The following is a 23,407-nucleotide window of genomic DNA, read 5'->3' as shown; positions in this document are numbered from 1 at the left end:
CATTAGCGAGTCGCCGTCCGCTTCACCACCATCCCCACGTTAGCGCGCGGGCGGGCTACCACCATGCGGATGCAAACTTCGACACATTACAAATCGCGGGTCCGTTCTGATTGATCCGTTCCGAGCAGGTGCGATTAGCAATGCCCGCAACCTGATGCGTTCACTCGTTGAGCGATTCTATTCTGCGGCCCCGGTCTTCGGGCGCAGCGGCGGTGTTTTGGTTTTGCGTTTGCGTATCGTCGCCCTATGAAGACACATCGTGTCCGGCGCGGGATCGCCGGTGTTTCGAGGGTCTCTGAATTGATGCTGCGATCGTCGCGTCGGACGAGATCATTAGCTGCTGTCGTGATCGGCGTCGTCGCCGTGGCGATGCTCGGCTCGGCGCATGCCGGCGAGCTCACCGATCAGCGTGGCCGCACGGTTGCGGTCGCCACGCCGGCGCAGCGGGTCGTATTCCTGCCGATGCCGGCGCCTTCGACCTATATGGCGGTCGACCGCTCGGCTGCGCATGTCGCGGGCATGAACCCGGCCTCCGCGAGCGCGATGCAGTCCGGTATTCTCGGCCGCATCTTTCCGTCGTTCGACAAGATCCCGACCGGCATCACCCGCGGTGCCGGCGTGGTGCCGAATGTCGAGGCGATCATGGCGCTGCATCCTGACGCGGTGCTGCAATGGGCGACGTCGGGCGACGAGCCGATCACGATGCTCGACCGCGCCGGACTGACCGTGCTGGGGCTGCGCTACGGCGGCCAGGACGAGGTCGAAGGCGCGATCATGATGATGGGGCGGCTCGCCGGGCAGGCGCCGCGCGCGGCCGCGATCGTCGAACGGCAGCGGCAGCGGCGCGACGCGCTCGCCGCCGCGCTCGGCGCCTTGTCCGATGCCGAGCGTCCGCGCGTGCTGCATCTGTCGCGGGCGTCGGACTCGTTTGCCGCCGCCGGCCGCGACACCTATTCGGACTTCGTCATTCGCACGGCAGGCGGTCGCAACGCGGCGGGCGAGATCGGCGGCAGCCGCACCGTCACGCTCGAACAGATGCTGGTGTGGAATCCGGACGTCATCCTGCTCGGTAACTTCGATACGGCGACGCCCGACGATCTGTATCGCGATCCGCGGCTGCAGGGCGTCGCGGCGGTGAGGGATCGGCGGGTATATCGCATTCCGCTCGGCGGCTATCGCTGGGATCCCCCGAGCCACGAGTCGGCACTGGCCTGGACCTGGCTCGCGGCGCTGCTGCATCCGGCGCTGGTCGCGACCGATCTGCGCGCAGAGATGCGCGCCTGGTACTCGTTCCTGTACGATCACGCCCTGGTCGACAGCGAGATCGACGACATCCTGCATGCGCGGCAGAACGGCGGCTCCGCCGGCTACGCACGATTTGCGGCGGCGCGATGAGTACGCTCGACGCTGCCACGGTCGGTCCCGCCCGATCGATCACTGCTCCGATCGCGATCGGCGCGTTGATCCTGTTGCCGATCGCAACGGCGATGTTGTGCCTCTCGGCCGGGCGCTATCAGGTGCCGACGGCGCATGTGTTCGGCATTCTGCTGCACGATTGTCTGAGCCTCGTCGGGCTCGACCCGTCCGGCTGGCTGCCGCCCGGCTGGGCCGCCGCGAACTGGACGCCGACCGAGCGGATCGTGGTGACCACGGTGCGGCTGCCGCGGGTGCTGATGGCCGGCATCGCCGGCGCGGGGCTGGCGCTGTCCGGCGCGGTGCTGCAGGGCATGTTTCGCAATCCGCTGGTCGGGCCGCAGACCATCGGCGCCGCATCCGGGGCGTCGCTCGGCGGCGTCGTGGCGATTCTGCTGTTCGGCTTCGGACTGCCGGTGCATCTCGGCGCGTTCTGCGGTGCCGCGCTGGCGCTCGCCGCGGTGCTGCTGGTGCATCGCGGCGACGGCGTCTCGCCGGTGCTGACGCTGGTGCTCGCCGGCGTCGTGGTCGGCGCGTTCTGCGGCGCGCTGGTCGGCTTCGTCACCTTCATCGCCGATCCGGAAGTGAAGCTGCCCGGCATCGTGTTCTGGCTGCTCGGCAGTTTCGCGGCGGCGAGCTGGCCGAACCTGGCGCTGCTGGCGGCGTGTACCATCGCCGGTGGCGGCGTGATGCTGGCGATGCGCTGGCGCGTCAACGTTCTGTCGCTCGGCGACGAAGAAGCGCGTGCGCTCGGCGTCGAGCCCGGCCGCGACCGCGTCATCCTGCTCGCCGCGACCTGCCTGGCGATCTCGGCGCAGGTCGCGGTGTCCGGCACGATCGGCTGGGTCGGCCTGGTGATTCCCAATCTGGTGCGGATGGTGGTCGGCGCCGATCATCGGCGGCTGTTGCCGGTGTCGGCGGTCGCCGGCGCGGCGTTCCTGATGTCGGCCGACACGCTGGCGCGCGATCTGTCGGCGGCGGAGATTCCGGTCGGCATCGTCACCGCGATCGTCGGCACGCCGGTGTTCGCCTGGTTGCTGCGCCGGCATGCGAGAGGGCAGGCGGCATGATCCGCGTCGAGCAGGCCGGGCATTGGTTCCGGCCGGAGCAATGGCTGTTTCGCGATCTGTCGTTCGCGGTGGCGGAGGGCGAGGCGACCGCGATACTCGGGCCGAACGGCTGCGGCAAGACGACGTTGCTGCGCGCGCTCGCGAATACGCTGGCGTTGAAGCAGGGCCGGATCAGCGTCGACGGCGTCGTCGGCGTGGTGCCGCAGGCGCTGCGCGGCGACGTCGGCTACCGGGTGATCGATATGGTGCTGCTCGGCCGCAGCCGCTATCTCGGCCGGTTCGGTGCGCCGGGCCGCCGCGATCTCGCCCGCGCCGAAGCCTGTCTCGACGCGGTCGGCATCGCCGAGCTCGCCGAACGGCGTTACGACCGGCTGAGCGGCGGCCAGCGCCAGCTCGTGCTGTTCGCCCGCGCGCTGGCCTGCGACTGCCGGGTGCTGCTGCTCGACGAGCCGGCCTCGGCACTCGATCTCGCCAACCAGGGCGTGGTGCTGCGGCTGATCCGCCGGCTGGTGCGCGACGACGGCATGACCGTGGTGTTCACCACCCATCATCCCGACCACGCGCTGGCGGTGGCCGACAAGGTGCTGATGATGGCGGGCGAGCCGGTGTTCGGCCCCGCTACGACGACGCTCGACGAAGCCAATCTGGCGCGCCTCTACGGCGTGACGGTGCGCCGTGTCACGATCGTGGCGGACGGCGAGCGGATCGAAGCGACCGTGCCGGTGCATCGGCTGGTGACCGACGCACCGGGCGCTGTGCCATCATGATCGCGCGGCGGCTTGCGCCCAGCGCAGGAAGCCGTCGAGGAAGCGCGTCGTCGCCGGCATGAACCGGCTGCCGTGATGATAGAACGGATCGAGCGTCGAGACGATCAGCCGGCCCGGCGTCGAGATGCGGTCGTCGTACAGGAGCGCGCCGCCGGGATCGCGGCCGTCGCGATCCTCCGGAACGGTGACCAGCGGCTGCGCGCCCTCCGGCGGAAACAGCACGCCGTGGATGTGCCAGATCGTCGAGGCCGGGGCGACGTGGCCGAACATCTCGTGATCGGGCGCGACGAACTGGTGCGGCGGCTTCTGCGCGGGGTCGAGCCACCACCAGAAATTTGTCGGGCGCGGTGCGGCGCGCACGCCGGGGGCCCAGGTCTCGGCGTCGCTTTCGCCGAGCACCACCAGGGTCCGGCCGCGGGCGAGAAACTCGTTCAGCAGAGGCCGATGCTGTCGCATCAGTTCGGGATTGCTGCGATCGGGCACGATCAGCAGCGTCGGTTCGGCGAGATCGTCCGCGGTCAGCGCCGGGGTATAGATCACCCGATCGAAACGGTCGCGGAAGCGGTCGCCGAAGATCGTCTCGTGATGATAATAGGTGCCGCCGTCGAGAACAGCTACGGTCATGGGCGTGCCTCCACCAGCCAGGCGATCAGTTGCGGCAGCAGGCGCCGCGTCGAGTCGTCGCCGCCGAAGCTCCACAGGTCGTTGCCGCCGTGCATCAGCACCTCGCCGCGGCCGACGCGATAAATGAAATCGAGCGGACGTGCGTCCGGCCCGAGGGTGTGGATCACCGTCGCGCCCTCCGGCGGGCTGTGCCAGGCGTGTCCATAGAAACCGGCGACGCCACGGCGGAAGGTGAGGTCGTCGAGCGCGACGCCGTCCCAGATCGGATGCGGGGCGGCGCGCGACACGGTGAGGTCGGCGATGCCGCCGCCGAGCGGCTGCACCGGGGAAAGGCCGGTGAGGAACGGGTGGGCGATGTGCCCGCTGATCACTACACGGCCGCCGGCAGCGACGTAGTCGTCGAGCAGTGCGGTGTTCGCTTGCAGGAAGCGCTGGTCCATGTGCATGCCGATCAGCAGCGCGTCGGCGCTGCCGAGCAGCGCGGCATCGAGCGTATAGAGATCGACATCGCGAATGCTGCAGTCGAGACCGGTGAGCCGTTCGGCCCAGGCTGCCGACGATGTCCTGTGGCCGCAGAACGGGCGAATGATGGTCTTCATGGTCGTGCCGTTCGGATCACAGCCGGTCGAACAGCGTGTCCGGCGCCGCGGCCAGCACGTCGTCGGCAACACGTCGCTTCAGTGCCGACAGCTCGACGTTCTCTGCGTCGCTGCGGGCGCCGCCGCGGGCGATCAGTTCGAAGAACCGCTCCGGCACCACGCCGGCGCGCAGGGCGGCGCCGACGCTGCGGTCGCCCGCCGAGAGCCGCCAGCTATAGGACATGTCGACGCCCGGACACAGCCGCGCATGCGGCAGCGCGCGGTCGACGGTGTAGACTCCGCGGGTCACTGCGCGGGTGACGAATTCGAAGGCGTCGCGCACGCCGGGGCCGGGATGGCCGCTGACGACGATGAGATCGGTGCGAAGCGGCGGTCGCTCGGGCGACAGCGCCGGCAGCATCAGGCGCAGCGCCTGAAACGTCACCGCGAGCATCGCGAGGGCCGAATGGCCGTGATACGCCGCGACCGCGTCGAAGCGGATGTCAATGAGGTCTTCCTCGCCCCCGACGGTCAGTGAGGGGACTAACTCGATAGCATTGATCATGTCGGAGCCGGTTTTGCCTGACGAACCAGGGAGGACGGGATGCCGGTCCCGCCTACCAACAACGCGAGGGGGCAGCAATTTCATACCCTCGCGCAACGCGTGCAGCAGACGCCGGCGTTCGGCGTAACCGTCTCGCCCGACAGGCTTCTCCGTGAATTTTAGAATCGCTGGAAAGTCGGACTGAGTAGCAAGACGGAGAAGCGCGACCCCGTGACGGGTGACCACTCTGCGAGCCGGCGTCCGGCCGTCCGTCACCGTACCGTGTATCATTTGAGCGGCATCGGATTGTGGCCGGCGCGGGCTCGACGAAGGCAGGCGGGACAATGTGTCTCGGCTGACGCCAGCGCGCGTCCGGACTCGGGGGGCGATCCTGTGGCGGTCGTTGCGGTCGGCTGACGTCGGCGGTTTGCGGCTGTGTCGGCGCAGCGATATGGAAACGAGCCGGGGTGGCGAATCACGTGATGGCTCGTCCTCGTCTGTGACGTTGTCACTGCAGTGTCAGGTTGTGTGTGCGAGTCTTTGATCCTGGACGTTCGCGGCCATGGAAATGACGCACCCGCATGGGTGATGCTGTCGTCGTCGCGGCGATCCGCGACGATCCGAATGATCGGGAAAGGATCTGAAGAGATGAAATTGAGAATCGTTACTATTGCTGGTCTGGCTGTCCTGGTCAGCGGCGTCGCGGTTGCGCAGACCGATGTGATCGCGCAGCGCAAGGCGATGCTGAAGCAGATGGGCGACTCGACCAAGCCGATCGCCGCGATGATGAAGGGCGAGGCCAAGTTCGACCAAGCGGTGGTGCAGAAATCGCTGGCGTCGATCGCGGATGATGCGAAGAAACTGCCTGCGCTTTTCCCTGCGGATTCCAAGACAGGCGGAGACACCGCTGCGCTTCCGAAGATCTGGGACGACAAGGCGAAGTTCGACGATCTGTTCGCCAAGCTGGCGGCGGCTGCCACGGCGGCTCAGGGCAGCGTCAAGGACGAAGCCTCGCTCAAGGCGAGCATGGGCAGCGTGTTCGGCACCTGCAAGTCGTGCCACGACGATTTCCGCGCCAAGAAGAGCTGACGGATGAAGGAAGCGAGCGTCGTCGCCTGGGACGGGCCCACGCGCGTCTTCAAGTGGGCGCTCGTCCTCGTCGTCGTCGACGGCTGGATCAGCAACAGATATGGCGGGGGCTTCCCCGCCTGGCACAAGCTCAACGGCTACGCCGCACTGGTGCTGATCGTGTTCCGGATCCTGTGGGGCTTCGTCGGCGGGTCGACGGCGCGGTTCGGCAGCTTCGTGGCGATGCCCGGCAAGGTGATGGCCTACATCGCCGACAAGAAGAAGTTTCTCGGTCACAACCCGCTCGGCGGCTGGATGGTGGTGGCGCTGCTGGCGCTGGTGCTGGCGATGGCCACCAGTGGCCTGTTTTCCGGTGACGAAGATCGTCTGATCATCGACGGGCCGCTCGCCAAGACGGTCTCCGATGCCGCCGTCGAGAGCGCCACGCTCTGGCACCGGCGGATCTTCACCGCGATCGAGATCTTCGTGGTGGTGCACGTCGCCGCCAACGTGATCTACGCGCTGTTCAGTCGTGAACCGCTGATCCAGGCGATGATCACCGGCCGAAAGCCTGTCGACAGCTATGCCGACATGCAGGCGGCCGAACCGGGACCGTGGGGCAGGGCGTTCGCCTGCCTCCTCGTTGCGGCGTTCATCGTGCTGGCGCCGCTTTACATCATGGCCGGCCGGCTGCTGTAGCCGGCGCCGGCCCGGCATCGCCGACCCAAGCTTGAAGCTCCGGCTCTGATCAATTCAGGGCCGGAGCTTTTGCGTTGGGTGGACTATGACCGGAAGCTCTCCGGCATCTGCACCGCGACCACGCGGCCGCGCGCGGTTTCCTGACCGGCGGCGATCACCGAGGTCTCCACCACCACCTTGCGTCCCTTGATCTCGACGACGCGGCCGCGCAGCTCGAGTTCGACCAGCGGCGTCGGCTTGAGATAATCGACGTGCAGAGAGCCGGTGACGAAACGGAATTCCGGCAGGCTGTCCATGTCGCGGCCCTCGTGCCGGTACATCGCGGCGGCTGCGGTCCCGGTGCTGTGACAATCGACCAGCGAAGCGATCAGCCCGCCATAGACGAAGCCGGGTACGGCGGTGTGATACGGCTCGGGCATGAACCGCGTCACGCTCTCGTCGCCGTCCCAGCGGGTCTTGATCTGGTGGCCGTAGCCGTTGAGCCGTCCGCAGCCGAAGCAGTGCGAGACGTTCTCGGGGTAGTGGTCTTGAAAGGCATCCATGGACAGTTTCCGGCTACAGCATCTTCGATCAAGGTGGAAACCGGTTCGCGAGAGGGGCGTGTGAAAATAAACGACCGGAGCTCCGGTTCTGGTTTGTCGCAGAACCGGAGATGCTGTCGCGTCCCGCCCGACGCCCGCGACCGGGCGGCTACAGGCTGGATCTGCGCCGGATCACGAACGGGCTGGTCCGCAGCAGCGACTGCAGCGTGTACACCAGGATCGCCGAGCCTCCGGCGCCCAGCACCGCGACCGCCAGCATGACGATCCAGTCGACCGGCCCGCCGAGATCGCGGAAGTCGGAATGGGTGACCGCCTGCACGAACAGTACCGCCGCGATCGCGCCGAACGGCATCGACAGTTGCGCCCACAGGAAGCGCCGCATCGACATCTTGTGGTCGCGGATCAGCACGTAGAGATAGCCGGCCGTGATCACCGCGGCGACCCCGACCAGGGTCCAGAACAGCGCCGGTCCGTACAGCTCTTCGAACACCGCGATCAGAGTCTCGAACGTCAGTTGCTTCATGGCGGTTCTCCTCAGGCCTTGCCGCGCAACATCGCGTAGTAGGTGGGACGCAGCGCGACCTCCTTCATCAGCCAACTGATCCACAGCTCTTCGAGCGGCGCGATCAGGCCGGGGAACGACGGCGCCAGATTGTTGCGGTAGTCGAACTCGATCAGCATCGCGCGGCCGACCCGGGTCATCAGCGGGCAGGAGGTGTAGCCGTTGAAGCGCTCGGTGCCTTCCTTGCCCTGGATCGCCGCGACCAGATGATCCTCGACCACCGGGACCTGCCATTTGACCGAGGCCGCGGTCTTGCCCTTCGGAACGCCGGCGACGTCGCCGAGCGCGAAGATGTCCGGATAGCGGCGGTGGCGCAGCGTGTACTGATCGACCTCGACCCAACCCTGGTCGGTCCATTTGTCGGCCCACGACAGGTCGGATTGCCGGATCAGGGCCGGAGCGCGCTGCGGCGGAATCACGTGGATGTAATCGTAGCCGAGCTCCTCGGTGCCCTTGGGGGTCTGGAAGGTGGCGATCCGGCGCCCCGGATCGATCGCCTTCAAGACGCGGCTGTACACGGCATTGATACCGCGCTCCTCGAACAGCATCCGCACCTTTTCGGAGACGATCGGCACGCTGAACAGCGAGTCTGCATGTGCCGCATAGGTGATCTTGTAGCGGCCGGCGCCGACCTTGCGGCTGGCGATGTCGTCGATCAGGAAGGTGTGCTTGAGCGGCGCGCCGGCGCATTTCATTTCGGTTGCGGGCCGGGTGAACAGTCCGGTGCCGCCGGTCTCGGCGAAGCGCGATGCGGCCGCCCAGGTCCGCGCTGCATATTCGGGGCCGGCATACAGCGCGCCGACGCCGTTGCTGCCGACCAGATCGAGCGAGAAGCCTTCGATCGCCGCGTGATCCAGCACCAGCCCCGGTGCGACGATCAGATAGTCGTACGGCACGGTGTTGCGCGCGGCGGTCGCGACCGTCTTGGCCACCGGATCGATCGCTACCGCCGGCTCTTCGATCAGCTTGACGCCCGGCTGCAGCCAGTCCCGGGTGCGGGACACCACGTAGGAGGCCGGGCGCAGCCCTGCCGCCACCAGCGACAGGCCGGGTTGGTAGATGTGGTCGCGCCGGCCGTCGATGATCACGATGCTGGCCTGTTCCAGCCGCATCGCCAGCCGGTTGGCGATCGCGGTACCGGCCGCGCCGGCACCGATGATCACGATGCGCGCCTTTGTGGCGATCGTCTGCGCCGCCGCCGAACCAGCGGCGCCGGCGGCGAGCGCCCCCGAGACGATGCCCATGAAGTGCCGTCGTGAGATGAATGCGTCCGAAGCCATGCCAACCCCCCCTTGCGCCGTTTTCCGGCGATCATTTTCGAAACGACGTGCTGTCTGGCGAACAGACTCCGGGAAACGGTCGGACAGGTGCTTCGCGCGTCACCTTTGAATGTCCACCTGCGCAAGATTCGGCGCAGCTCTGCCACCAGCAACGCTGTCACTATTGGGCCGCCACGGCCGCGCGCACAGTGACGATGTCACTTTCAACACCGGGCCGTGACACGAGCGGCGGTCGCTTGCGCGCGCAGGATGTATGATTTGCAAAGCACCAACAATCGCGCGTCGGACTCCTCCGTATCAGTACGGAGTGGACGCGCTCCGAGGTCGGCGAATGCCGAGTCCTGTGACGAAGTCACCGAGCGATTCGAATGCCTCTGACATTCTGTCGCAGCAGCGCCGCTCGACCAAGCCATCGCCCGATCGGCCATCGGCGGCATCTCTGCAACAGGGGGCCCGATCGTGATCGGGACTTCGCCGTCATGTTTCTGGACACCTCCCTGTCGGCTGCATGCGAAGCCTCGCATGCTCAATCTCACCGCATCGCTACGGAGCCGCCGCCTGCGGCGGATCGGCTTCACTCCTCGGAAGGATGTCGGCCATCATGGTGGACTCAACATTCGTAGAACTGTCGCGCTGGCAGTTCGCCGCGACCGCGCTCTATCATTTCCTGTTCGTGCCGCTGACGCTCGGACTCTCCTGGCTCCTGGTCATCATGGAGACGGTCTACGTGATGACCGGCAAGGAGATCTACAAGGACATGACCAAGTTCTGGGGCAAGTTGTTCGGCATCAACTTCGCCCTCGGTGTCACCACCGGCCTGACCATGGAGTTCGAGTTCGGAACCAACTGGTCGTACTACTCGCACTATGTCGGCGACGTGTTCGGCGCGCCGCTGGCGATCGAAGGCCTGATGGCGTTCTTCCTGGAATCGACCTTCATCGGCCTGTTCTTCCTCGGCTGGGACCGGCTTTCGAAACGCAAGCATCTGGCGGTGACGTTTCTCACTGCGATCGGATCGAACCTGTCGGCGCTGTGGATCCTGATCGCCAACGGCTGGATGCAGAACCCGGTCGGCTCGGTGTTCTCGCCGGAGACGATGCGGATGGAGATGACCAGCTTCGCCGAGGTGTTCCTCAATCCGGTGGCGCAGGTGAAGTTCGTTCACACCGTGGCGGCGGGTTACGTCACCGCCTCGGTGTTCGTGATGGGCATCTCGGCCTGGTACATCCTGAAGGGGCGGGATCTCGCGTTCGCGCGCCGTTCGTTCGCGGTCGCGGTCGGATTCGGCCTGGCGTCGTCGCTGTCGGTGATCGTGCTTGGTGACGAGAGCGGCTACACCCTCGGCGACGTGCAGAAGGTCAAGCTGGCCGCAATCGAGGGCGAATGGCACACCGAGAAGGCACCGGCGGCGTTCACGCTGTTCGGCTTCCCGAGCCAGACCGGCCAGGCGATCGCCGACGCTGTCAAGATTCCCGCGGTGCTCGGTCTGATCGCGACGCGGTCGATCGACAAGCCGGTCAAGGGGCTCGCCGATCTCGAACGCGAGCATCTGGCGCGGATCGAATCCGGGCAGATCGCCTATGCGGCGATGACCAAGATCCGCGCCGGTGATACCTCGCCGGAGACCCGCAAGACCTTCGACGCCCACGTCAAGGATCTCGGCTTCGGCCTGCTGCTGAAGCAGTTCGTCGAAGACCCGGCCAACGCCACGCCGGAGCAGATCAAGGCTGCCGCGGCCTCGACCATTCCGACGGTTTGGCCGCTGTTCTGGGCGTTCCGCATCATGGTCGGCCTCGGCTTCGTGATGCTGTTCACCTTCGCGGCGGGCTTCTGGTTCAATGCCAACAAGAGCCTCGAACGCAGGCGCTGGTTCCTGTGGTTCACGGTGCTGCTGATCCCGGCGCCGTGGCTGGCATCCGAAGCCGGTTGGTTCGTGGCCGAGTTCGGCCGGCAGCCATGGGCGATCGGCGAAGTGCTGCCGACCTTCCTGGCAACATCGAGCCTGACCTCGGGCGACCTGATCTTCTCGCTGACCGGCTTCCTCGCCTTCTACACGCTGCTGCTGGTGATCGAGTTGTTCCTGATGTTCAAATTCGCCCGGCTCGGTCCGAGTTCGCTCGGTACCGGACGCTATCACTTCGAGGCCGACGCCAAGACCGCTGCCAAGTCCGCCGCGGCTGTGGTGTGAGCCGGAGGAGATCATCATGCTCGACTACGAGACTCTCAAATTCGTCTGGTGGATCTTCGTCGGCCTGCTGCTGATGGGCTTCGCCATCACCGACGGCATGGACATGGGGGTGGGCACCTTGCTGCCGTTCGTCGCCCGCAAGGACGTCGAACGCCGCATCGCCATCAACTCGGTCGGCCCGCATTGGGACGGCAACCAGGTCTGGTTCATCACCGCCGGCGGCGCGATCTTCGCCGCCTGGCCCGCGGTCTACGCCGCCGCGTTCTCCGGCTTCTACATGGCAATGCTGCTGGTGCTGTTCGCGCTGTTCTTCCGGCCGGTCGGCTTCGACTATCGCTCCAAGATCGAGAACCCGACCTGGCGCAACGCCTGGGACTGGGGACTGTTCGCCGGCGGCACCATCCCGGCGCTGATCTTCGGCGTCGCCTTCGGCAATCTCTTGCAGGGCGTGCCGTTCCGGCTCGACGACCTGCTGCGCGCCCATTATCAGGGCTCGCTGCTGACGGCGCTGCTGCCGCTGCTCAACCCGTTCGCGCTGCTCGCCGGCGTGATCAGCCTGGCGATGCTCGCCGCGCACGGCGGGGTCTGGCTGCAGCTTCGCGCCTCCGATGCGGTCGCCGATCGCGCCCGCAAGGCCGTGCTGCTGCTGTCACCGATCGTGGCGGTGGCGTTCGCGCTGGCCGGGGTCTGGCTGTGGCTCGGCATCGACGGCTATCGCATCGTCAAGGAGGCGGCGCACAGCGCGGCATCGAACCCGCTCACCAAGGAAGTGGTGCGCGCGCCCGGCGCCTGGCTCGATATCTACGCCAAGCAGCCGCTGGCGATGATCGTTCCGGCGATCGGCCTGATCGCGCCGCTGCTCACCATGCTGCTGTCGGCCGTGCATCGGCCGGGCCTCGCCTTCGTCACCAGCGCGTTCGGGATGGTCGGCATCATCGGCACCGCCGGGCTGTCGATGTTCCCGTTCATCATGCCGTCGAGCATCGATCCGCGATCGAGCCTGACGATCTGGGATGCGGCATCGAGCGAACTGACCCTGACGGTGATGTTCTGGGCGGTGGTGATCTTCCTGCCGATCGTGCTCGCCTACACCGTGTGGTGCTACGCCAACATGTGGGGCAGGGTCACCGCCGGCGAGATCGAAGCCCGCGCCCATTCGGCCTACTGAAGGAGATCGACCATGTGGTACTTCGCCTGGATTCTCGGCGTCACCGCCGCTGCGGCGATCGCCGTCATCAACGTGATGTGGTACGAGTTTCAGGACGGTCTGATGGTCGCGGTGCCGACCCACGACCAACCCGACGGCTCGCAGATCCCCGACCGCGTCGTTTAGCAGCCGAAAGGCGTGACATCCGGACGAGGCCGGTGCGATCGACGCGCCGGCCTCGCGCCTTATGATCAGGTTTCGCTGACCAGGTTTCACTGACTGGGTTTTCGCACCGAGGCGCCGTCACCGTGACTGCACGTTCCGCCCCGTCCGCCGCGCTACTGCGTTCGCTCCGCGTGGTCGCCGGATGCCACGCCCGCATTGCGACGTTCGCTGCCGCGGTCGGCGGCGTGCTGGCGGTGGCGACGGCGCAACTGATCGCGATCGCGGTCGACCGTTTGGTGTTCGGCCATGCGGCGCTGCCGGCGATCATGCCGCTGCTGGCTCTGCTCGCCGGCGTCGCATTGCTCCGTGCCGCGGCGGCGTGGCTCACCGAGCGGGCGGCGTTCGAGGCTTCCGCCAAGGTGAGGCGGCATCTGTTTCGGCGGGCGCTGGAGCGAGTGTCGGCGCTCGGCCCGGTGCGGCTCGGAGAGCATCCGCCGGGAGAACTGGTGGCGTTGCTGACGGACTCGCTCGACGCGGTGGCGCCGCTGTGGCGCGCGTGGCAGCCGGCGATCGTGCGCGCCGCGGTGGTCCCGGTCGCGGTGCTGGCGATCGTGGCGTGGCGCGATCTTTTGGCGGCGGGCATCCTGCTCGTCGCGCTGCCGCTGCTGGTGTGGTTCTCGATCCTGGCCGGGCAGGGTGCCGAGCGGGCGAGCGGCGAGCGCTGGGCCGGGCTCGCGCGGCTCGGCAGTCATCTGCTCGATCAAATCCGCGGCCTGCCCGAACGCAAGCTCGCAGGAACCGCGGACCGCGCCGTCGCCGCGGTGAAAGCCGCCGCCGAGCGCTACGGCCGCGAGACCATGGCGGTGCTGCGGATCGCCTTCCTGTCGGCGCTGGTTGTGGAATTCGTCGCGACCGCGGCAATCGCCGGCGTGGCGATCGCGGTCGGCTTCCGGCTGCTGTGGGGCGAGATGGATTTCGCCACCGGGCTGTTCGTGCTGCTGCTGGCGCCGGAGTTCTTCGCGCCGCTGCGCGACATCGGCGCGCGCCGCCACGCCAGGCTGGAAGCGCTGGCCGCGCTCGACAAGCTGGCGCCGCTGCTCGACACGCCGCCCGCGGCCGGCCGGCGTTACGTTGCGGCGGCGCCGCCGGCGATCCGGTTCGACGACGTGCGCGTCGTCCATGCCGACGGCCGCGTTGCGCTCGACGGCTTCAGCCTCGACATCGCCGCCGGCGAACACGTCGCGCTGGTCGGCCCGTCCGGCGCCGGCAAGAGCAAGGTGCTGGCGCTGCTGCTGCGGTTCGTCGAGCCGAGCGGCGGCCGGGTGCTGATCGACGGCGTGCCGCTGTCCGAAATCGATCCGGCGGAGTGGCGACGGGCGCTGGTGGCGATGGCGCAGACGCCGCAGTTTTTCGAGGGCTCGATCGCCGACAATGTGGTGATGGGCCGCGCGGCCACGACCGATGATACAGCGCTGCGCGAGGCGCTGCGCGCCGCGGACGCCGCGGCGTGGGTCGACCGGCTGCCGGACGGCGCCGCGACCCCGTTGGCCGAGCGCGGCGCCAATCTGTCCGGCGGCGAGGCGCAGCGGCTGGCGCTGGCGCGCGCGATCTACGCCGCCGGGCCGCTGCTGCTGTTCGACGAGCCGACCGCGCATCTCGACGCCGAAGCGCAGCGCGTGGTGATGCAGGGGCTGGCGCGGCTGCGCGAAGGACGCACCGTGCTGACGATCGCGCACCGGCGCGAGACCATCGCGGCCGCCGACCGTGTGGTGGTGATCGAGCGCGGCCGCGTCGCCGCGCAGGGCAGGCCCGCGCAGATCCTCGAAGGCGCGCGCGACCGATCCGATGCGGAGCGCTCCGATGCGTGACCTGATCCGTCTGGTCCGGTTGTGGCGCGGCTCGCTGCCGCTGCTGTTCGGTGCGCTCGCGATCTCGCTGCTCACCACCTTCGCCAATCTGGCGCTGATGGCGACGGCCGGCTGGTTCGTCACCGCGATGGCGGTCGCCGGCGCTGCCGGTGTGACCATGAACTACTTCACGCCGTCGGCGATCATCCGCTTCGCCGCGATCGTCCGCACCGGCGGCCGCTGGCTCGACCGCGTCGTCAGCCACGAGGCGACCTTCGCGCTGCTGGCATCGACCCGCGTCGCGCTGTTCGCGCGGCTGGCTGAGATCGCGCCCGGCGGTCTCGCCGATCTGCGCTCGGGTGAGGTGGCGGCGCGGCTGAAGCTCGACATCGACCGGCTGGAGATCGTGTTCCTGCGGCTGGCCGCGCCGGCGGTGGTCGCGATCGTGGTGGCTGGCGTCGTGGTCGGCGCCGTCGTCTGGCTCGGCCAGAGCGCGCTGGCGTGGGGGCTCGCGGCGATCCTGGCGGCCGGCGGGCTGATCGGCCCGGCGCTGGTGGTGCGCGCCACACGCAAGGCCGCCGATCGCGACGCGGTGCTGGCCGCGACGCTGCGCCGCCGCACCACCGAACATCTCGACGGGCTGGCGACGCTGCTGGTCACCGGCGACGATCGCCGCCGTATCGACGCGCTGGACGGATTGCTGGCGCGGCGGATCGCCGCCGAGCGGACGATCGCGGCGCGTAGCGCGCTCGGCGCGATCGGCCTCGGCGCCGCGTCCGATGCCGCGGTGATCGCCGTGCTCGGCGTGGGTAGCTCGGCGCTCGGCAGCGCGGCGCTCAGCGGCCCCGACCTCACCTTGGTCCTGCTACTGGTACTGGCGTCGTTCGAAGCGTTCGCGCCGCTCCCCGTCGCGGCGGCTGGGCTGGGCGCGACCCTGGTGTCATTGCGGCGGTTGTTCGCGCTGTGGGACCGCGCGCCGCTGGTCGACGAACCGGCGCAGCCGGCGCCGCTGCCGCAAGCGTACGATCTGGTCGCCGACAAGGTGTCGCTGACCTTTCCGGGACGCACCACGCCTGCGCTGCGCGCCGCCGATGTCGTCCTGCCGCAGGGCGGCGAGCGGCGGCTCGACGGTCCGAGCGGTAGCGGCAAGTCGACGCTGATCGATCTGTTGGTGCGTGTCCGCGATCCCGATGCCGGCGAGATCCGGCTCGGCGGCGTGCCGATCCGCCGGCTGGCGCTGGCCGATCTGCGGTCGGTGATCGCGCTGGTGCCGCAGCAGCCGCACATCTTCGCCGCGACCATCGCCGACAATCTGCGCAGCTTCGCGCCGGATGCGAGCGACGCCGAGCTGTGGGCGGCACTCGACGGCGCCGGGCTGAAGCAGGCGGTGGCGCGGATGCCCGATCAGCTTCAGACCTACGTCGGCGAGGGGGGCGCCAGATTGTCGGGCGGCGAGGTGCGGCGACTGTCAATCGCGCGCGGCCTGCTGCGCACCGATGCCCGCATCCTGATCCTGGACGAGCCGACCGAAGGCCTCGACAACGCGACCGCAGCGGACGTGATGCGAGGCGTGCAACGGCTGCGCGGCGGGCGCAGCCTGCTGATCGTCTCGCATCGAAATGTCTCGCCACATCCCGGAGCGGTGCCCGACCTCGTTAGGTGAAGCCAGCGGCAGTACGAGGGGCCGACAGTCGCGCAGGATCGATTGCAGCGTGATCGGGAGACGCTGCACGCAATTTTAACGTGTCGTGATTGCAGACAGCGCGCGGCGTCGGCTGATGTCCACAAACCGGAAGCGGCTCGGTCGTGCCGCACCGTTTCGCTAAAATTGTCGAGGATCGCGGGTTTGCCGTATCCAGTTCGGATTCTCCGCCCGTCCGCCTCATGCACCGTCCGCACTGTTCAAATTTGAGCGAATCGTGTGGCGAGACACTGCTCCTCCGCGGCGACGGGTAGGTCCGGCGTTTGTGACGGTTGCGTCGGCGTGCGACAAGAGGGATGAGTTTTTTCGTCGGCAGTTCGAAATTTCGATCGGGGATGACCCGGTCGCGACGAGAGCGTGGAGGCAACAAGTCAAAAATGCGTATGCGTCGTTACGTGGCCCGGGCGATGCGAGGCTCATGATGCGCCGTCGTTTGCCGTCGCTGATCGCCTTGCGCGCCTTCGAAGCGGTCGGCCGCACCGGTAGCGTTCGCGCCGCGGGCGATGAGCTGGCGGTCAGCCATACCGTCGTGTCGCGGCACTTGCAGAACCTGCAGAAATCCCTCGGCGTGGCCCTGGTGCGCGGGGAGGGCCGCGGGGTGATGCTGACCGAAGCCGGGCTGAGCTTTCATACCCAGATCGCGCAGGCATTCGACATCATCGCCCGCGCCACCACGAGCGCGCGTCCGTCGTCACTGCCGACATTGAACATCTGGTGCATTCCCGGCATCGCCAATCGGCTGCTGCTGTCCAGGCTTCCCGAACTGACCGGTCCGCCGCGCAACTGGGAAGTGAATCTGCAGCCGACCTTGACGCATCCGGATCTGGCGCGCGGCGAGGCCGATGCCGAGATCGTCTATGCCGACATAATCGACGCCCGCGGGCCGCTGATGGCCGAGATCCTCGTGCGTCCGCGGGTGTTTCCGGTTGCGAGCCCGGCCTATCTGGCCCGCTATCCGGCGATCGGGAGTCTCGACGACCTGTCGAAGATCGCGCTGATTCACGAAGAATCCACCGATCAGTGGACGCGCTGGTTCGAACTCGCGGGCCTCGACGATCTGCCGCCGCTGCGCGGTCAGCGGCTGTGGCATGCCCATCTGGCGATTGAAGCGGCACGGCTCGGACAGGGCGTCGCGCTTGGAAACGATGTGCTGGTCGAGGAAGATCTGCGCTCGGGCGCGCTCGTCGAGGTGATTACTTCGTCGGTTTATATGGAGACTTATCAGCTCGTTGCTCTGAAAGAACGGTGGGACGATCCGGAGATCGTCGCGTTGCGCAATTGGCTGAAGCGCGTGCTGACGGAGATCTAGCCGCCGCGGCCGACCGAGAGCTGTCTGGCCATCGGTTGGGCGGTTCGCTCAACAAAGCGCCACTCCCTGCTCGCATTGGTGCAGCATTTTTCGATTGGTGCATGGAAGTCACCAGATCGAACTTACAAGCTGATTGATTGTCCTCCTCGTCGCTTTAGCGTCGTCGTCAGTTCGGGAGAGAGCTGATGACGAATAGTGAATTGCTGACGCGCAGGCAGGCGGCTGTGGTGCGCGGTGTCAGCCAGGCCACGCCGGTGTTTGCAGAGCGAGCGCTGAATAGCGAGATCTGGGACGTCGAGGGTAAGCGCTACGTGGATTTTGCCGGCGGCATCGCCGTGCTCAACACCGGCCATTGCCATCCACATGTCGTCGCGGCGATCCGCGCTCAGCTCGACCGCTTCACGCATACTTGCTTTCAGGTGTCGCCTTACGAAGGCTACATCCGGCTCGCCGAGCGGCTGAACGAACTGGCGCCGATCAACGGGCCGCTGAAATCGATCCTGCTCAGCACCGGTGCGGAGGCGACCGAGAACGCCGTGAAGATCGCGCGCGCAGCGACCGGGCGCGCCGGCGTGATCGCCTTCACCGGCGGCTTCCACGGCCGCACCGCGTTCGCGTCGGCGATGACCGGCAAGGTCATTCCCTACAAGAAGGCGCTCGGTCCGCCGCTTCCTGGCGTCTGGCACGTGCCGTTTCCTGCCGCGGGCGGCGACGTCTCGGTCGAGGATGCGCTGCGTTGCGTGTCGTTCGTGTTCAAGGCCGATATCGACGCCTCGCAGGTTGCCGCGATCATCATCGAGCCGGTGCAGGGCGAAGGCGGTTTCCATCAGGCGCCGCCGGAGTTGATGCGGGGCTTGCGGAGGCTGTGCGACGAGAACGGCATCGTGCTGATCGCCGACGAAGTGCAGACCGGCTTCGGCCGCACCGGCAAGATGTTCGCGATGGAGCACTACGACGTCCAGGCCGATATCGTCTGCGTCGCCAAGAGCCTCGCCGGCGGTCTGCCGCTGTCGGGCGTGATCGGCCGCGCCGCGATCATGGATGCCGCCGAACCCGGTGGCCTCGGTGGCACCTATGCGGGTAATCCGCTGGCCTGCGCTGCCGCGCTGGCGGTGCTGGACGTGTTCGAGCAGGAAAATCTGATCGCACGTGCGAACCAGATCGGTGATCGGCTGCGGGCGGCGATCGATCGCTTTGCACTGTCCAACACGCTGGTGCCGACCTCGCCGGCACGCGGGCCGGGCGCGATGGTCGCATTCGACATTCTCAAGCAGCGCGGCGGCAACGAGCCTGATGCCGAGACCACCAAGCGGGTGACACAGCTCGCGCACGAGAACGGCCTGATCCTGCTGTCGTGCGGCACGGCTGCCAACACGATCCGAATCCTGGTGCCGCTGACAGCCTCCGACGCGATCGTCGACGAGGGCCTGGCGATCCTGGAACGCTGTCTGGCTGCCTAGAAGGAGGCGCGCGCCTGCGCCGAACGGGAATGATCGAACATGCTGATGCCGAGTGATCCGGGCCTGTTGGCCGAACGCTGCCTGATCGGCGGCAAGTGGTGTGGCGAGCCCGTCGACGCGGTGTACAACCCCGCGACCGGGGATCGTATCGGTGCGGTGCCGCGGTTCGGCACCGACGAGGCCGAGGAAGCGGTTCGCGCGGCCGGCCTCGCGTTCCGGCAATGGTCGAAACTGCTGGCGAAGGAGCGCGCAGCGATGCTGCGCGGCTGGTTCGATCAGATCGTCGCCCACCGTGACGATCTGGCCCGGTTGCTGACTCAGGAACAGGGCAAGCCGCTGGCGGAAGCCCTGGGCGAGATCGACTACGCGGCGTCGTTCGTGGAATTCTATGCCGAGGAGGCGCGCCGCATCTACGGCGAGACCATCCCGTCCCATCGCGCCGATTCCAGAACGATGGTGATCCGGCAGCCGGTCGGCGTCGTCGCGGCGATCACGCCGTGGAATTTTCCCGCCGCGATGATCACCCGCAAGGTCGCACCGGCGCTGGCAGCCGGCTGCACCGTGGTGATCAAGCCGGCGCCGGAGACGCCGTTCACGGCGCTCGCGCTCGGCGTGCTGGCGCAGCGCGCCGGCTTTCCGGCCGGCGTCCTCAACATCGTCACCGGCGATGCGCCGGCGATCGGCAAGGCGTGGACCGAACATCCGACGGTGCGGGCGATCAGCTTCACCGGCTCGACCGAGGTCGGCAAGATCCTGATGCGCCAGGCCGCCTCGACCGTGAAGAAGGTCGGTCTCGAACTCGGCGGCAATGCGCCGTTCATCGTGTTCGACGACGCCGATCTCGATGCCGCGGTCGACGGCGTGATCGCCTCGAAGTTTCGCAACATGGGGCAGACCTGCGTCTGCGCCAACCGGATCTACGCGCAGGACAAGATCTACGACGCCTTCGTCGAGAAGCTCGCCGCGAAGGTCGCCAAATTGCGGGTCGGCAACGGCCTGGACGACGGCGTCACCCAGGGGCCGCTGATCACCAAGGAGGCGGTGGCCAAGGTCGAGCATCATCTCGCGGATGCAGTCGCCAAGGGCGCCAACATCGTGCTCGGCGGCAAGCGCCACGCGCTCGGGCGCACGTTCTTCGAACCGACCGTGGTCACCGGCGTCACCGCCGACATGGTCGTCACGCGCGAGGAGACCTTCGGTCCGGTCGCGCCGGTGTATCGCTTCAGCGACGAAGCCGACGTGATCGCGCAGGCCAACGACTCGCCGTTCGGGTTGGCAGCGTACTTCTACGCGCGCGACCTCGGACGCGTGTTCCGCGTCGCCGAGGCGCTCGAGTCCGGCATGGTCGGCGTCAACTCGGCGCTGCTCGGCGCCGACGTGGTGCCGTTCGGCGGCGTCAAGCAGTCCGGCCTCGGCCGCGAGGGCTCGCGCCACGGCATCGAGGAATACGTCGAGACCAAATACATCCTGCTCGGCGGTCTCGATCGCTGACGCTGCCATCTGCATAACGAGAACTATCAGATCCAGGGGAGACAGAGACGTGGCGACTGAGACATTGACCAAATCGGATGCGATTGCTGAAAGCCTGCGGGCGGCGGTCGATCGCAATTTCAACGACCAGGTCGCGTTTCTCCAGCGTATGGTGCAGTTCCGCAGCTTGCGCGGCCAGGAGGCTCCGCAGCAGGAATGGCTGGCGCAGCAGTTCGCCGAACGCGGCTACAAGATCGACACTTTCAGTCTCGCAGACGTCGACATCGCCAGCCATCCCAAGGCCGCGCCGATGGACGACATCGATCCGGCCGGGTCGATGCAGGTCGTCGCCACCGCCGACTGCGACGGCAACGGCCGCAGCCTGATCCTGCAGGGGCATATCGACGTGGTGCCGGAAGGTCCGGTCGACCTGTGGAGCGATCCGCCGTTTGCCGCGACGGTGCGCGACGGCTGGATGATCGGCCGCGGCGCGCAGGACATGAAGGGTGGCGTGTCGGCGATGATCTTCGCGCTCGATGCGATCCGCACTGCCGGCTATGCGCCCGATGCGCGCGTCCATGTCCAGACCGTGACCGAGGAAGAAAGCACCGGCAACGGCGCGCTGTCGACGCTGATGCGCGGCTATCGCGCCGACGCCTGTCTGATTCCGGAGCCGACCGGCCACACCCTGACTCGCGCGCAGGTCGGTGCAGTCTGGTTCCGGCTGCGGGTACGCGGCACGCCGGTGCACGTCGCCTATTCGGAGACCGGTACCAGCGCCATCCTGTCGGCGATGCATCTGATCCGCGCCTTCGAGGAGTACACCAAGAAGCTCAACGCCCAGGCGGTGCGCGATCCGTGGTTCGGTCAGGTCAAGAACCCGATCAAGTTCAACGTCGGCATCATCAAGGGCGGCGATTGGGCGAGCTCCACCTCCGCTTGGTGCGAGCTGGATTGCCGGCTCGGCTTGCTGACCGGCGACACGCCGCAGGAAGCGATGCGCGGCATCGAGCAATGCCTCGCCGAAGCGCAAGCGAGCGACACGTTTCTGTTGGAGAATCCGGCCGAACTGATCTGGAGCGGCTTCAAGGCCGATCCGGCGGTCTGCGAACCGGGCAGTGACGCCGAAGCGGCGCTCACCGTCGCGCATCAGGCGGCCTTCAAGGCGCCGCTGGATGCGCGGCTGTCGACCGCCGTCAACGACACCCGCTACTACTCGGTCGACTACGGCATCCCGGCGCTGTGCTACGGACCCTACGGCGAGGGGCCGCACGCGTTCAACGAACGCATCGACCTCGAAAGCCTGCGCAAGACGACGCTGAGCATCGCGCTGTTCGTCGCGGGATGGTGCGGGCTGAGGAAGCTGTGATGGCGATCGCAGCCGCGTCGATCTCCGCCACACAATCGATGACCGGGGCCGACCGGCTGTGCGACGCATTGCTCGCCCACGACGTCGACGTTTGCTTCGCCAACCCCGGCACGTCGGAGATGCATTTCGTGGCGGCGCTCGATCGCCAGCCGCGGATGCGGTGCATTCTCGGCCTGTTCGAGGGCGTCGTCACCGGCGCCGCCGACGGCTACGCACGGATGCGCGACCGGCCGGCGGTGACGCTGCTGCATCTCGGCCCAGGCCTCGCCAACGGCCTGGCCAATATGCACAACGCACGGCGCGCGCATTCGCCGATGATCAACATCGTCGGCGACCATGCGGTCGAGCATCTGCCGCTCGATGCGCCGCTGACCAGCGACATCGACTCGCTGGCGCGACCAATGTCGCGCTGGGTGAAGCGCATCGCCGATCCGGTGCGGATCGACCAGGACGTCGCGGATGCGTGGTCGCAGAGCATGGCGCCGGGGATTTCGACACTGATCCTGCCTGCCGACATGGCGTGGAATGAGCACAGCTACCGTTCGGCGCCGGTGCGCGGCAAACGTCTGCCGCAGACGCCGGTGGTGCAGGAGACGGTCGTGCGCATCGGCGCTGCGATCCGGACCAAACGCAAGGTGGTGCTGATGCTCTCCGGCGGCGCCCTGCGCGAGCACCCGCTCCGGATCGCCGACAACATTCGGCGCAGCGCCGGGGTGGAAATCTACGCGCAGGGCGCCAATGGCCGGATCGAGCGCGGCCGCGGCCGGGCGCCGATTGCCAAGCTGCCGATGACCCACGAGATCGGTCTTGAGATGCTGCGCGGCACCGACATGGTGGTGCTGATCGGCGCCAAGGAGCCGGTGTCGTTCTTCGCCTATCCGAACCGGCCCGGCCGGTTGGCTCCGCCGAATTGCGAGATCGTCCAACTCGCCGGGCCCGATCAGGATCTGGTGCAGGCGCTGGAATGGCTTGCCGACGAAGTGAATGCACCGAGCGAGCCGGTCGCGATTGCACCGTTTGCCGTTCCTGCGCCGACGGCGGGGCCCAATGCCGCTTTGACCGTGGATATGGTGAACCGGCTGGTCGCCGCGCGGCTGCCGGATCAGGCGATCGTCTGCGACGAGGCACTGACCTCGTCGGGTTTCTTCGACTATTCCTACGACGCGGCACCGCACGACTATCTGCAGATAACCGGCGGCGCGATCGGGATCGGCATTCCGATGGCGGCCGGCGCCGCGGTGGCGTGCCCGGACCGCAAGGTGATCAACCTGCAGGCCGACGGCAGCGGCATGTACACGGTGCAGGGTCTCTGGACCCACGCCCGGGAAAACCTCGACGTCGTCACCATCGTGTTTTCGAACCGATCCTACGCCACGCTGTGGGGCGAGATGAGCAAGGTCGGGGCGCAGACACCGGGCCGAAATGCGCAGCGGATGCTGCAGCTCGACCAGCCCGAACTCGACTGGACCAAGATGTCGCAAGGCCTCGGCGTCGATGCCGGCCGCGCCACCACGCTGTCGGAATTCTCAAGTGCGCTCGATGCGGCGCTCGCGCGCCGTGGTCCGTATCTCATCGAGGCGATGGTCTGATGCACGGACCACCT

General features: G+C 67.5%; 21 protein-coding genes. 15 read left to right on the top strand and 6 right to left on the bottom strand.

Features of this window, described 5'->3' with window-relative positions; all coding sequences use genetic code 11:
• Positions 1-345 precede the first annotated feature (345 nt).
• Genes FLL57_RS10440 through FLL57_RS10430 form a run of 3 tightly spaced genes read left to right on the top strand, consistent with a single transcriptional unit; the run spans position 346 to position 3,250 of the window.
• Entirely contained in the window at positions 346-1,395 is a 1,050-nt protein-coding gene (locus tag FLL57_RS10440; RefSeq protein WP_235677251.1) for an ABC transporter substrate-binding protein, read from the top strand.
• Entirely contained in the window at positions 1,392-2,483 is a 1,092-nt protein-coding gene (locus FLL57_RS10435) for a FecCD family ABC transporter permease (RefSeq protein ID WP_142882851.1), read from the top strand. Before FLL57_RS10440 ends, FLL57_RS10435 begins: the two co-directional genes overlap by 4 nt.
• Positions 2,480-3,250, top strand: coding sequence for an ABC transporter ATP-binding protein (locus FLL57_RS10430; protein WP_142882850.1), 771 nt, complete (start codon positions 2,480-2,482; stop codon positions 3,248-3,250). The genes FLL57_RS10435 and FLL57_RS10430 overlap by 4 nt, the downstream gene beginning before the upstream one ends.
• On the opposite strand, the gene FLL57_RS10425 is transcribed toward FLL57_RS10430, so the two are convergent.
• The 3 genes from FLL57_RS10425 to FLL57_RS10415 are packed head-to-tail and all read right to left on the bottom strand — an operon-like array spanning position 3,245 to position 5,017.
• The gene (locus FLL57_RS10425) at positions 3,245-3,874 is read right to left on the bottom strand and encodes a hypothetical protein (RefSeq protein ID WP_142882849.1); all 630 of its coding nucleotides are present in this window, start codon (positions 3,872-3,874) and stop codon (positions 3,245-3,247) included. The genes FLL57_RS10430 and FLL57_RS10425 overlap by 6 nt on opposite strands.
• On the bottom strand, positions 3,871-4,473 hold the full coding sequence (locus FLL57_RS10420; protein ID WP_013502145.1) for a hypothetical protein: 603 nt from the start codon (positions 4,471-4,473) through the stop codon (positions 3,871-3,873). Before FLL57_RS10420 ends, FLL57_RS10425 begins: the two co-directional genes overlap by 4 nt.
• Before the next feature lie 16 nt (positions 4,474-4,489).
• The gene (locus tag FLL57_RS10415; RefSeq protein WP_013502146.1) at positions 4,490-5,017 is read right to left on the bottom strand and encodes a hypothetical protein; all 528 of its coding nucleotides are present in this window, start codon (positions 5,015-5,017) and stop codon (positions 4,490-4,492) included.
• A 627-nt stretch (positions 5,018-5,644) separates the two neighbouring features.
• On the opposite strand from FLL57_RS10415, the gene FLL57_RS10410 reads away from it, so the two are divergent.
• Together FLL57_RS10410 and FLL57_RS10405 are read left to right on the top strand one after the other, a co-directional pair.
• Complete coding sequence (locus FLL57_RS10410; RefSeq protein ID WP_013502148.1) at positions 5,645-6,085, top strand: c-type cytochrome; 441 nt, start codon at positions 5,645-5,647, stop codon at positions 6,083-6,085.
• 3 nt (positions 6,086-6,088) lie between these two features.
• Positions 6,089-6,763 carry a cytochrome b/b6 domain-containing protein gene (locus tag FLL57_RS10405; RefSeq protein ID WP_013502149.1) on the top strand — a complete coding sequence of 225 codons (675 nt, stop codon included), beginning with the start codon at positions 6,089-6,091 and terminating at the stop codon, positions 6,761-6,763.
• Positions 6,764-6,846: 83 nt separating this feature from the next.
• Here the strand turns inward: FLL57_RS10405 and FLL57_RS10400 are convergent, their stop codons facing one another.
• The 3 genes from FLL57_RS10400 to FLL57_RS10390 form a co-directional block, all read right to left on the bottom strand.
• The gene (locus FLL57_RS10400) at positions 6,847-7,305 is read right to left on the bottom strand and encodes a PaaI family thioesterase (protein WP_142882848.1); all 459 of its coding nucleotides are present in this window, start codon (positions 7,303-7,305) and stop codon (positions 6,847-6,849) included.
• 148 nt (positions 7,306-7,453) lie between these two features.
• Positions 7,454-7,828 (bottom strand): DUF5368 domain-containing protein, encoded by a 375-nt coding sequence (locus tag FLL57_RS10395; RefSeq protein ID WP_013502151.1) that lies wholly within the window; start codon positions 7,826-7,828, stop codon positions 7,454-7,456.
• A gap of 11 nt (positions 7,829-7,839) precedes the next feature.
• A complete protein-coding gene (locus FLL57_RS10390; RefSeq protein WP_142882847.1) occupies positions 7,840-9,147 on the bottom strand; it encodes an NAD(P)/FAD-dependent oxidoreductase in 1,308 nt (435 codons plus the stop codon).
• A gap of 601 nt (positions 9,148-9,748) precedes the next feature.
• Between FLL57_RS10390 and FLL57_RS10385 the strand changes: the two genes are divergently transcribed.
• From FLL57_RS10385 to FLL57_RS10340, 10 genes are all read left to right on the top strand, one after another.
• Positions 9,749-11,335, top strand: coding sequence for a cytochrome ubiquinol oxidase subunit I (locus tag FLL57_RS10385; protein ID WP_047307021.1), 1,587 nt, complete (start codon positions 9,749-9,751; stop codon positions 11,333-11,335).
• 16 nt (positions 11,336-11,351) lie between these two features.
• A complete protein-coding gene (gene cydB, locus FLL57_RS10380; protein ID WP_080964115.1) occupies positions 11,352-12,503 on the top strand; it encodes a cytochrome d ubiquinol oxidase subunit II in 1,152 nt (383 codons plus the stop codon).
• 12 nt (positions 12,504-12,515) lie between these two features.
• Complete coding sequence (gene cydX / locus FLL57_RS10375) at positions 12,516-12,668, top strand: cytochrome bd-I oxidase subunit CydX (protein ID WP_013502155.1); 153 nt, start codon at positions 12,516-12,518, stop codon at positions 12,666-12,668.
• 122 nt (positions 12,669-12,790) lie between these two features.
• Positions 12,791-14,515 carry a thiol reductant ABC exporter subunit CydD gene (gene cydD, locus FLL57_RS10370; protein WP_142882846.1) on the top strand — a complete coding sequence of 575 codons (1,725 nt, stop codon included), beginning with the start codon at positions 12,791-12,793 and terminating at the stop codon, positions 14,513-14,515.
• Positions 14,508-16,157 (top strand): thiol reductant ABC exporter subunit CydC, encoded by a 1,650-nt coding sequence (gene cydC, locus FLL57_RS10365; protein WP_047307015.1) that lies wholly within the window; start codon positions 14,508-14,510, stop codon positions 16,155-16,157. Before cydD ends, cydC begins: the two co-directional genes overlap by 8 nt.
• Before the next feature lie 457 nt (positions 16,158-16,614).
• Positions 16,615-17,505, top strand: coding sequence for a LysR substrate-binding domain-containing protein (locus tag FLL57_RS10360; RefSeq protein WP_142884198.1), 891 nt, complete (start codon positions 16,615-16,617; stop codon positions 17,503-17,505).
• 185 nt (positions 17,506-17,690) lie between these two features.
• A complete protein-coding gene (gabT, locus tag FLL57_RS10355) occupies positions 17,691-18,965 on the top strand; it encodes a 4-aminobutyrate--2-oxoglutarate transaminase (protein WP_013502159.1) in 1,275 nt (424 codons plus the stop codon).
• Between the two features lie 39 nt (positions 18,966-19,004).
• Entirely contained in the window at positions 19,005-20,456 is a 1,452-nt protein-coding gene (locus tag FLL57_RS10350) for an NAD-dependent succinate-semialdehyde dehydrogenase (protein ID WP_142882845.1), read from the top strand.
• Between the two features lie 49 nt (positions 20,457-20,505).
• Positions 20,506-21,804 carry an ArgE/DapE family deacylase gene (locus FLL57_RS10345; protein ID WP_142882844.1) on the top strand — a complete coding sequence of 433 codons (1,299 nt, stop codon included), beginning with the start codon at positions 20,506-20,508 and terminating at the stop codon, positions 21,802-21,804.
• Complete coding sequence (locus tag FLL57_RS10340; RefSeq protein WP_013502162.1) at positions 21,804-23,393, top strand: acetolactate synthase large subunit; 1,590 nt, start codon at positions 21,804-21,806, stop codon at positions 23,391-23,393. Before FLL57_RS10345 ends, FLL57_RS10340 begins: the two co-directional genes overlap by 1 nt.
• Positions 23,394-23,407 lie beyond the last annotated feature (14 nt).

This window comes from Rhodopseudomonas palustris (assembly GCF_007005445.1).
Taxonomy (GTDB): Bacteria; Pseudomonadota; Alphaproteobacteria; order Rhizobiales; family Xanthobacteraceae; genus Rhodopseudomonas; species Rhodopseudomonas palustris_G.
The sequence above is the reverse complement of the archived record's forward strand: the minus strand, read 5'-3'. Positions and strand labels throughout refer to the sequence as shown.

Excerpts from the sequence above, each read along its gene's own strand:
- FLL57_RS10415 (WP_013502146.1), bottom strand. The coding sequence starts at position 5,017 with ATGATCAATGCTATCGAGTTAGTCCCCTCACTGACCGTCGGGGGCGAG.
- FLL57_RS10350 (WP_142882845.1), top strand. The coding sequence starts at position 19,005 with ATGCTGATGCCGAGTGATCCGGGCCTGTTGGCCGAACGCTGCCTGATC.
- FLL57_RS10390 (WP_142882847.1), bottom strand. The coding sequence starts at position 9,147 with ATGGCTTCGGACGCATTCATCTCACGACGGCACTTCATGGGCATCGTC.
- cydC (WP_047307015.1), top strand. The coding sequence starts at position 14,508 with ATGCGTGACCTGATCCGTCTGGTCCGGTTGTGGCGCGGCTCGCTGCCG.
- gabT (WP_013502159.1), top strand. The coding sequence starts at position 17,691 with ATGACGAATAGTGAATTGCTGACGCGCAGGCAGGCGGCTGTGGTGCGC.
- cydX (WP_013502155.1), top strand. The coding sequence starts at position 12,516 with ATGTGGTACTTCGCCTGGATTCTCGGCGTCACCGCCGCTGCGGCGATC.
- FLL57_RS10410 (WP_013502148.1), top strand. The coding sequence starts at position 5,645 with ATGAAATTGAGAATCGTTACTATTGCTGGTCTGGCTGTCCTGGTCAGC.
- FLL57_RS10360 (WP_142884198.1), top strand. The coding sequence starts at position 16,615 with ATGATGCGCCGTCGTTTGCCGTCGCTGATCGCCTTGCGCGCCTTCGAA.
- cydB (WP_080964115.1), top strand. The coding sequence starts at position 11,352 with ATGCTCGACTACGAGACTCTCAAATTCGTCTGGTGGATCTTCGTCGGC.
- FLL57_RS10405 (WP_013502149.1), top strand. The coding sequence starts at position 6,089 with ATGAAGGAAGCGAGCGTCGTCGCCTGGGACGGGCCCACGCGCGTCTTC.
- FLL57_RS10385 (WP_047307021.1), top strand. The coding sequence starts at position 9,749 with ATGGTGGACTCAACATTCGTAGAACTGTCGCGCTGGCAGTTCGCCGCG.
- FLL57_RS10425 (WP_142882849.1), bottom strand. The coding sequence starts at position 3,874 with ATGACCGTAGCTGTTCTCGACGGCGGCACCTATTATCATCACGAGACG.
- FLL57_RS10435 (WP_142882851.1), top strand. The coding sequence starts at position 1,392 with ATGAGTACGCTCGACGCTGCCACGGTCGGTCCCGCCCGATCGATCACT.
- FLL57_RS10400 (WP_142882848.1), bottom strand. The coding sequence starts at position 7,305 with ATGGATGCCTTTCAAGACCACTACCCCGAGAACGTCTCGCACTGCTTC.
- FLL57_RS10430 (WP_142882850.1), top strand. The coding sequence starts at position 2,480 with ATGATCCGCGTCGAGCAGGCCGGGCATTGGTTCCGGCCGGAGCAATGG.
- FLL57_RS10340 (WP_013502162.1), top strand. The coding sequence starts at position 21,804 with ATGGCGATCGCAGCCGCGTCGATCTCCGCCACACAATCGATGACCGGG.
- FLL57_RS10420 (WP_013502145.1), bottom strand. The coding sequence starts at position 4,473 with ATGAAGACCATCATTCGCCCGTTCTGCGGCCACAGGACATCGTCGGCA.
- FLL57_RS10395 (WP_013502151.1), bottom strand. The coding sequence starts at position 7,828 with ATGAAGCAACTGACGTTCGAGACTCTGATCGCGGTGTTCGAAGAGCTG.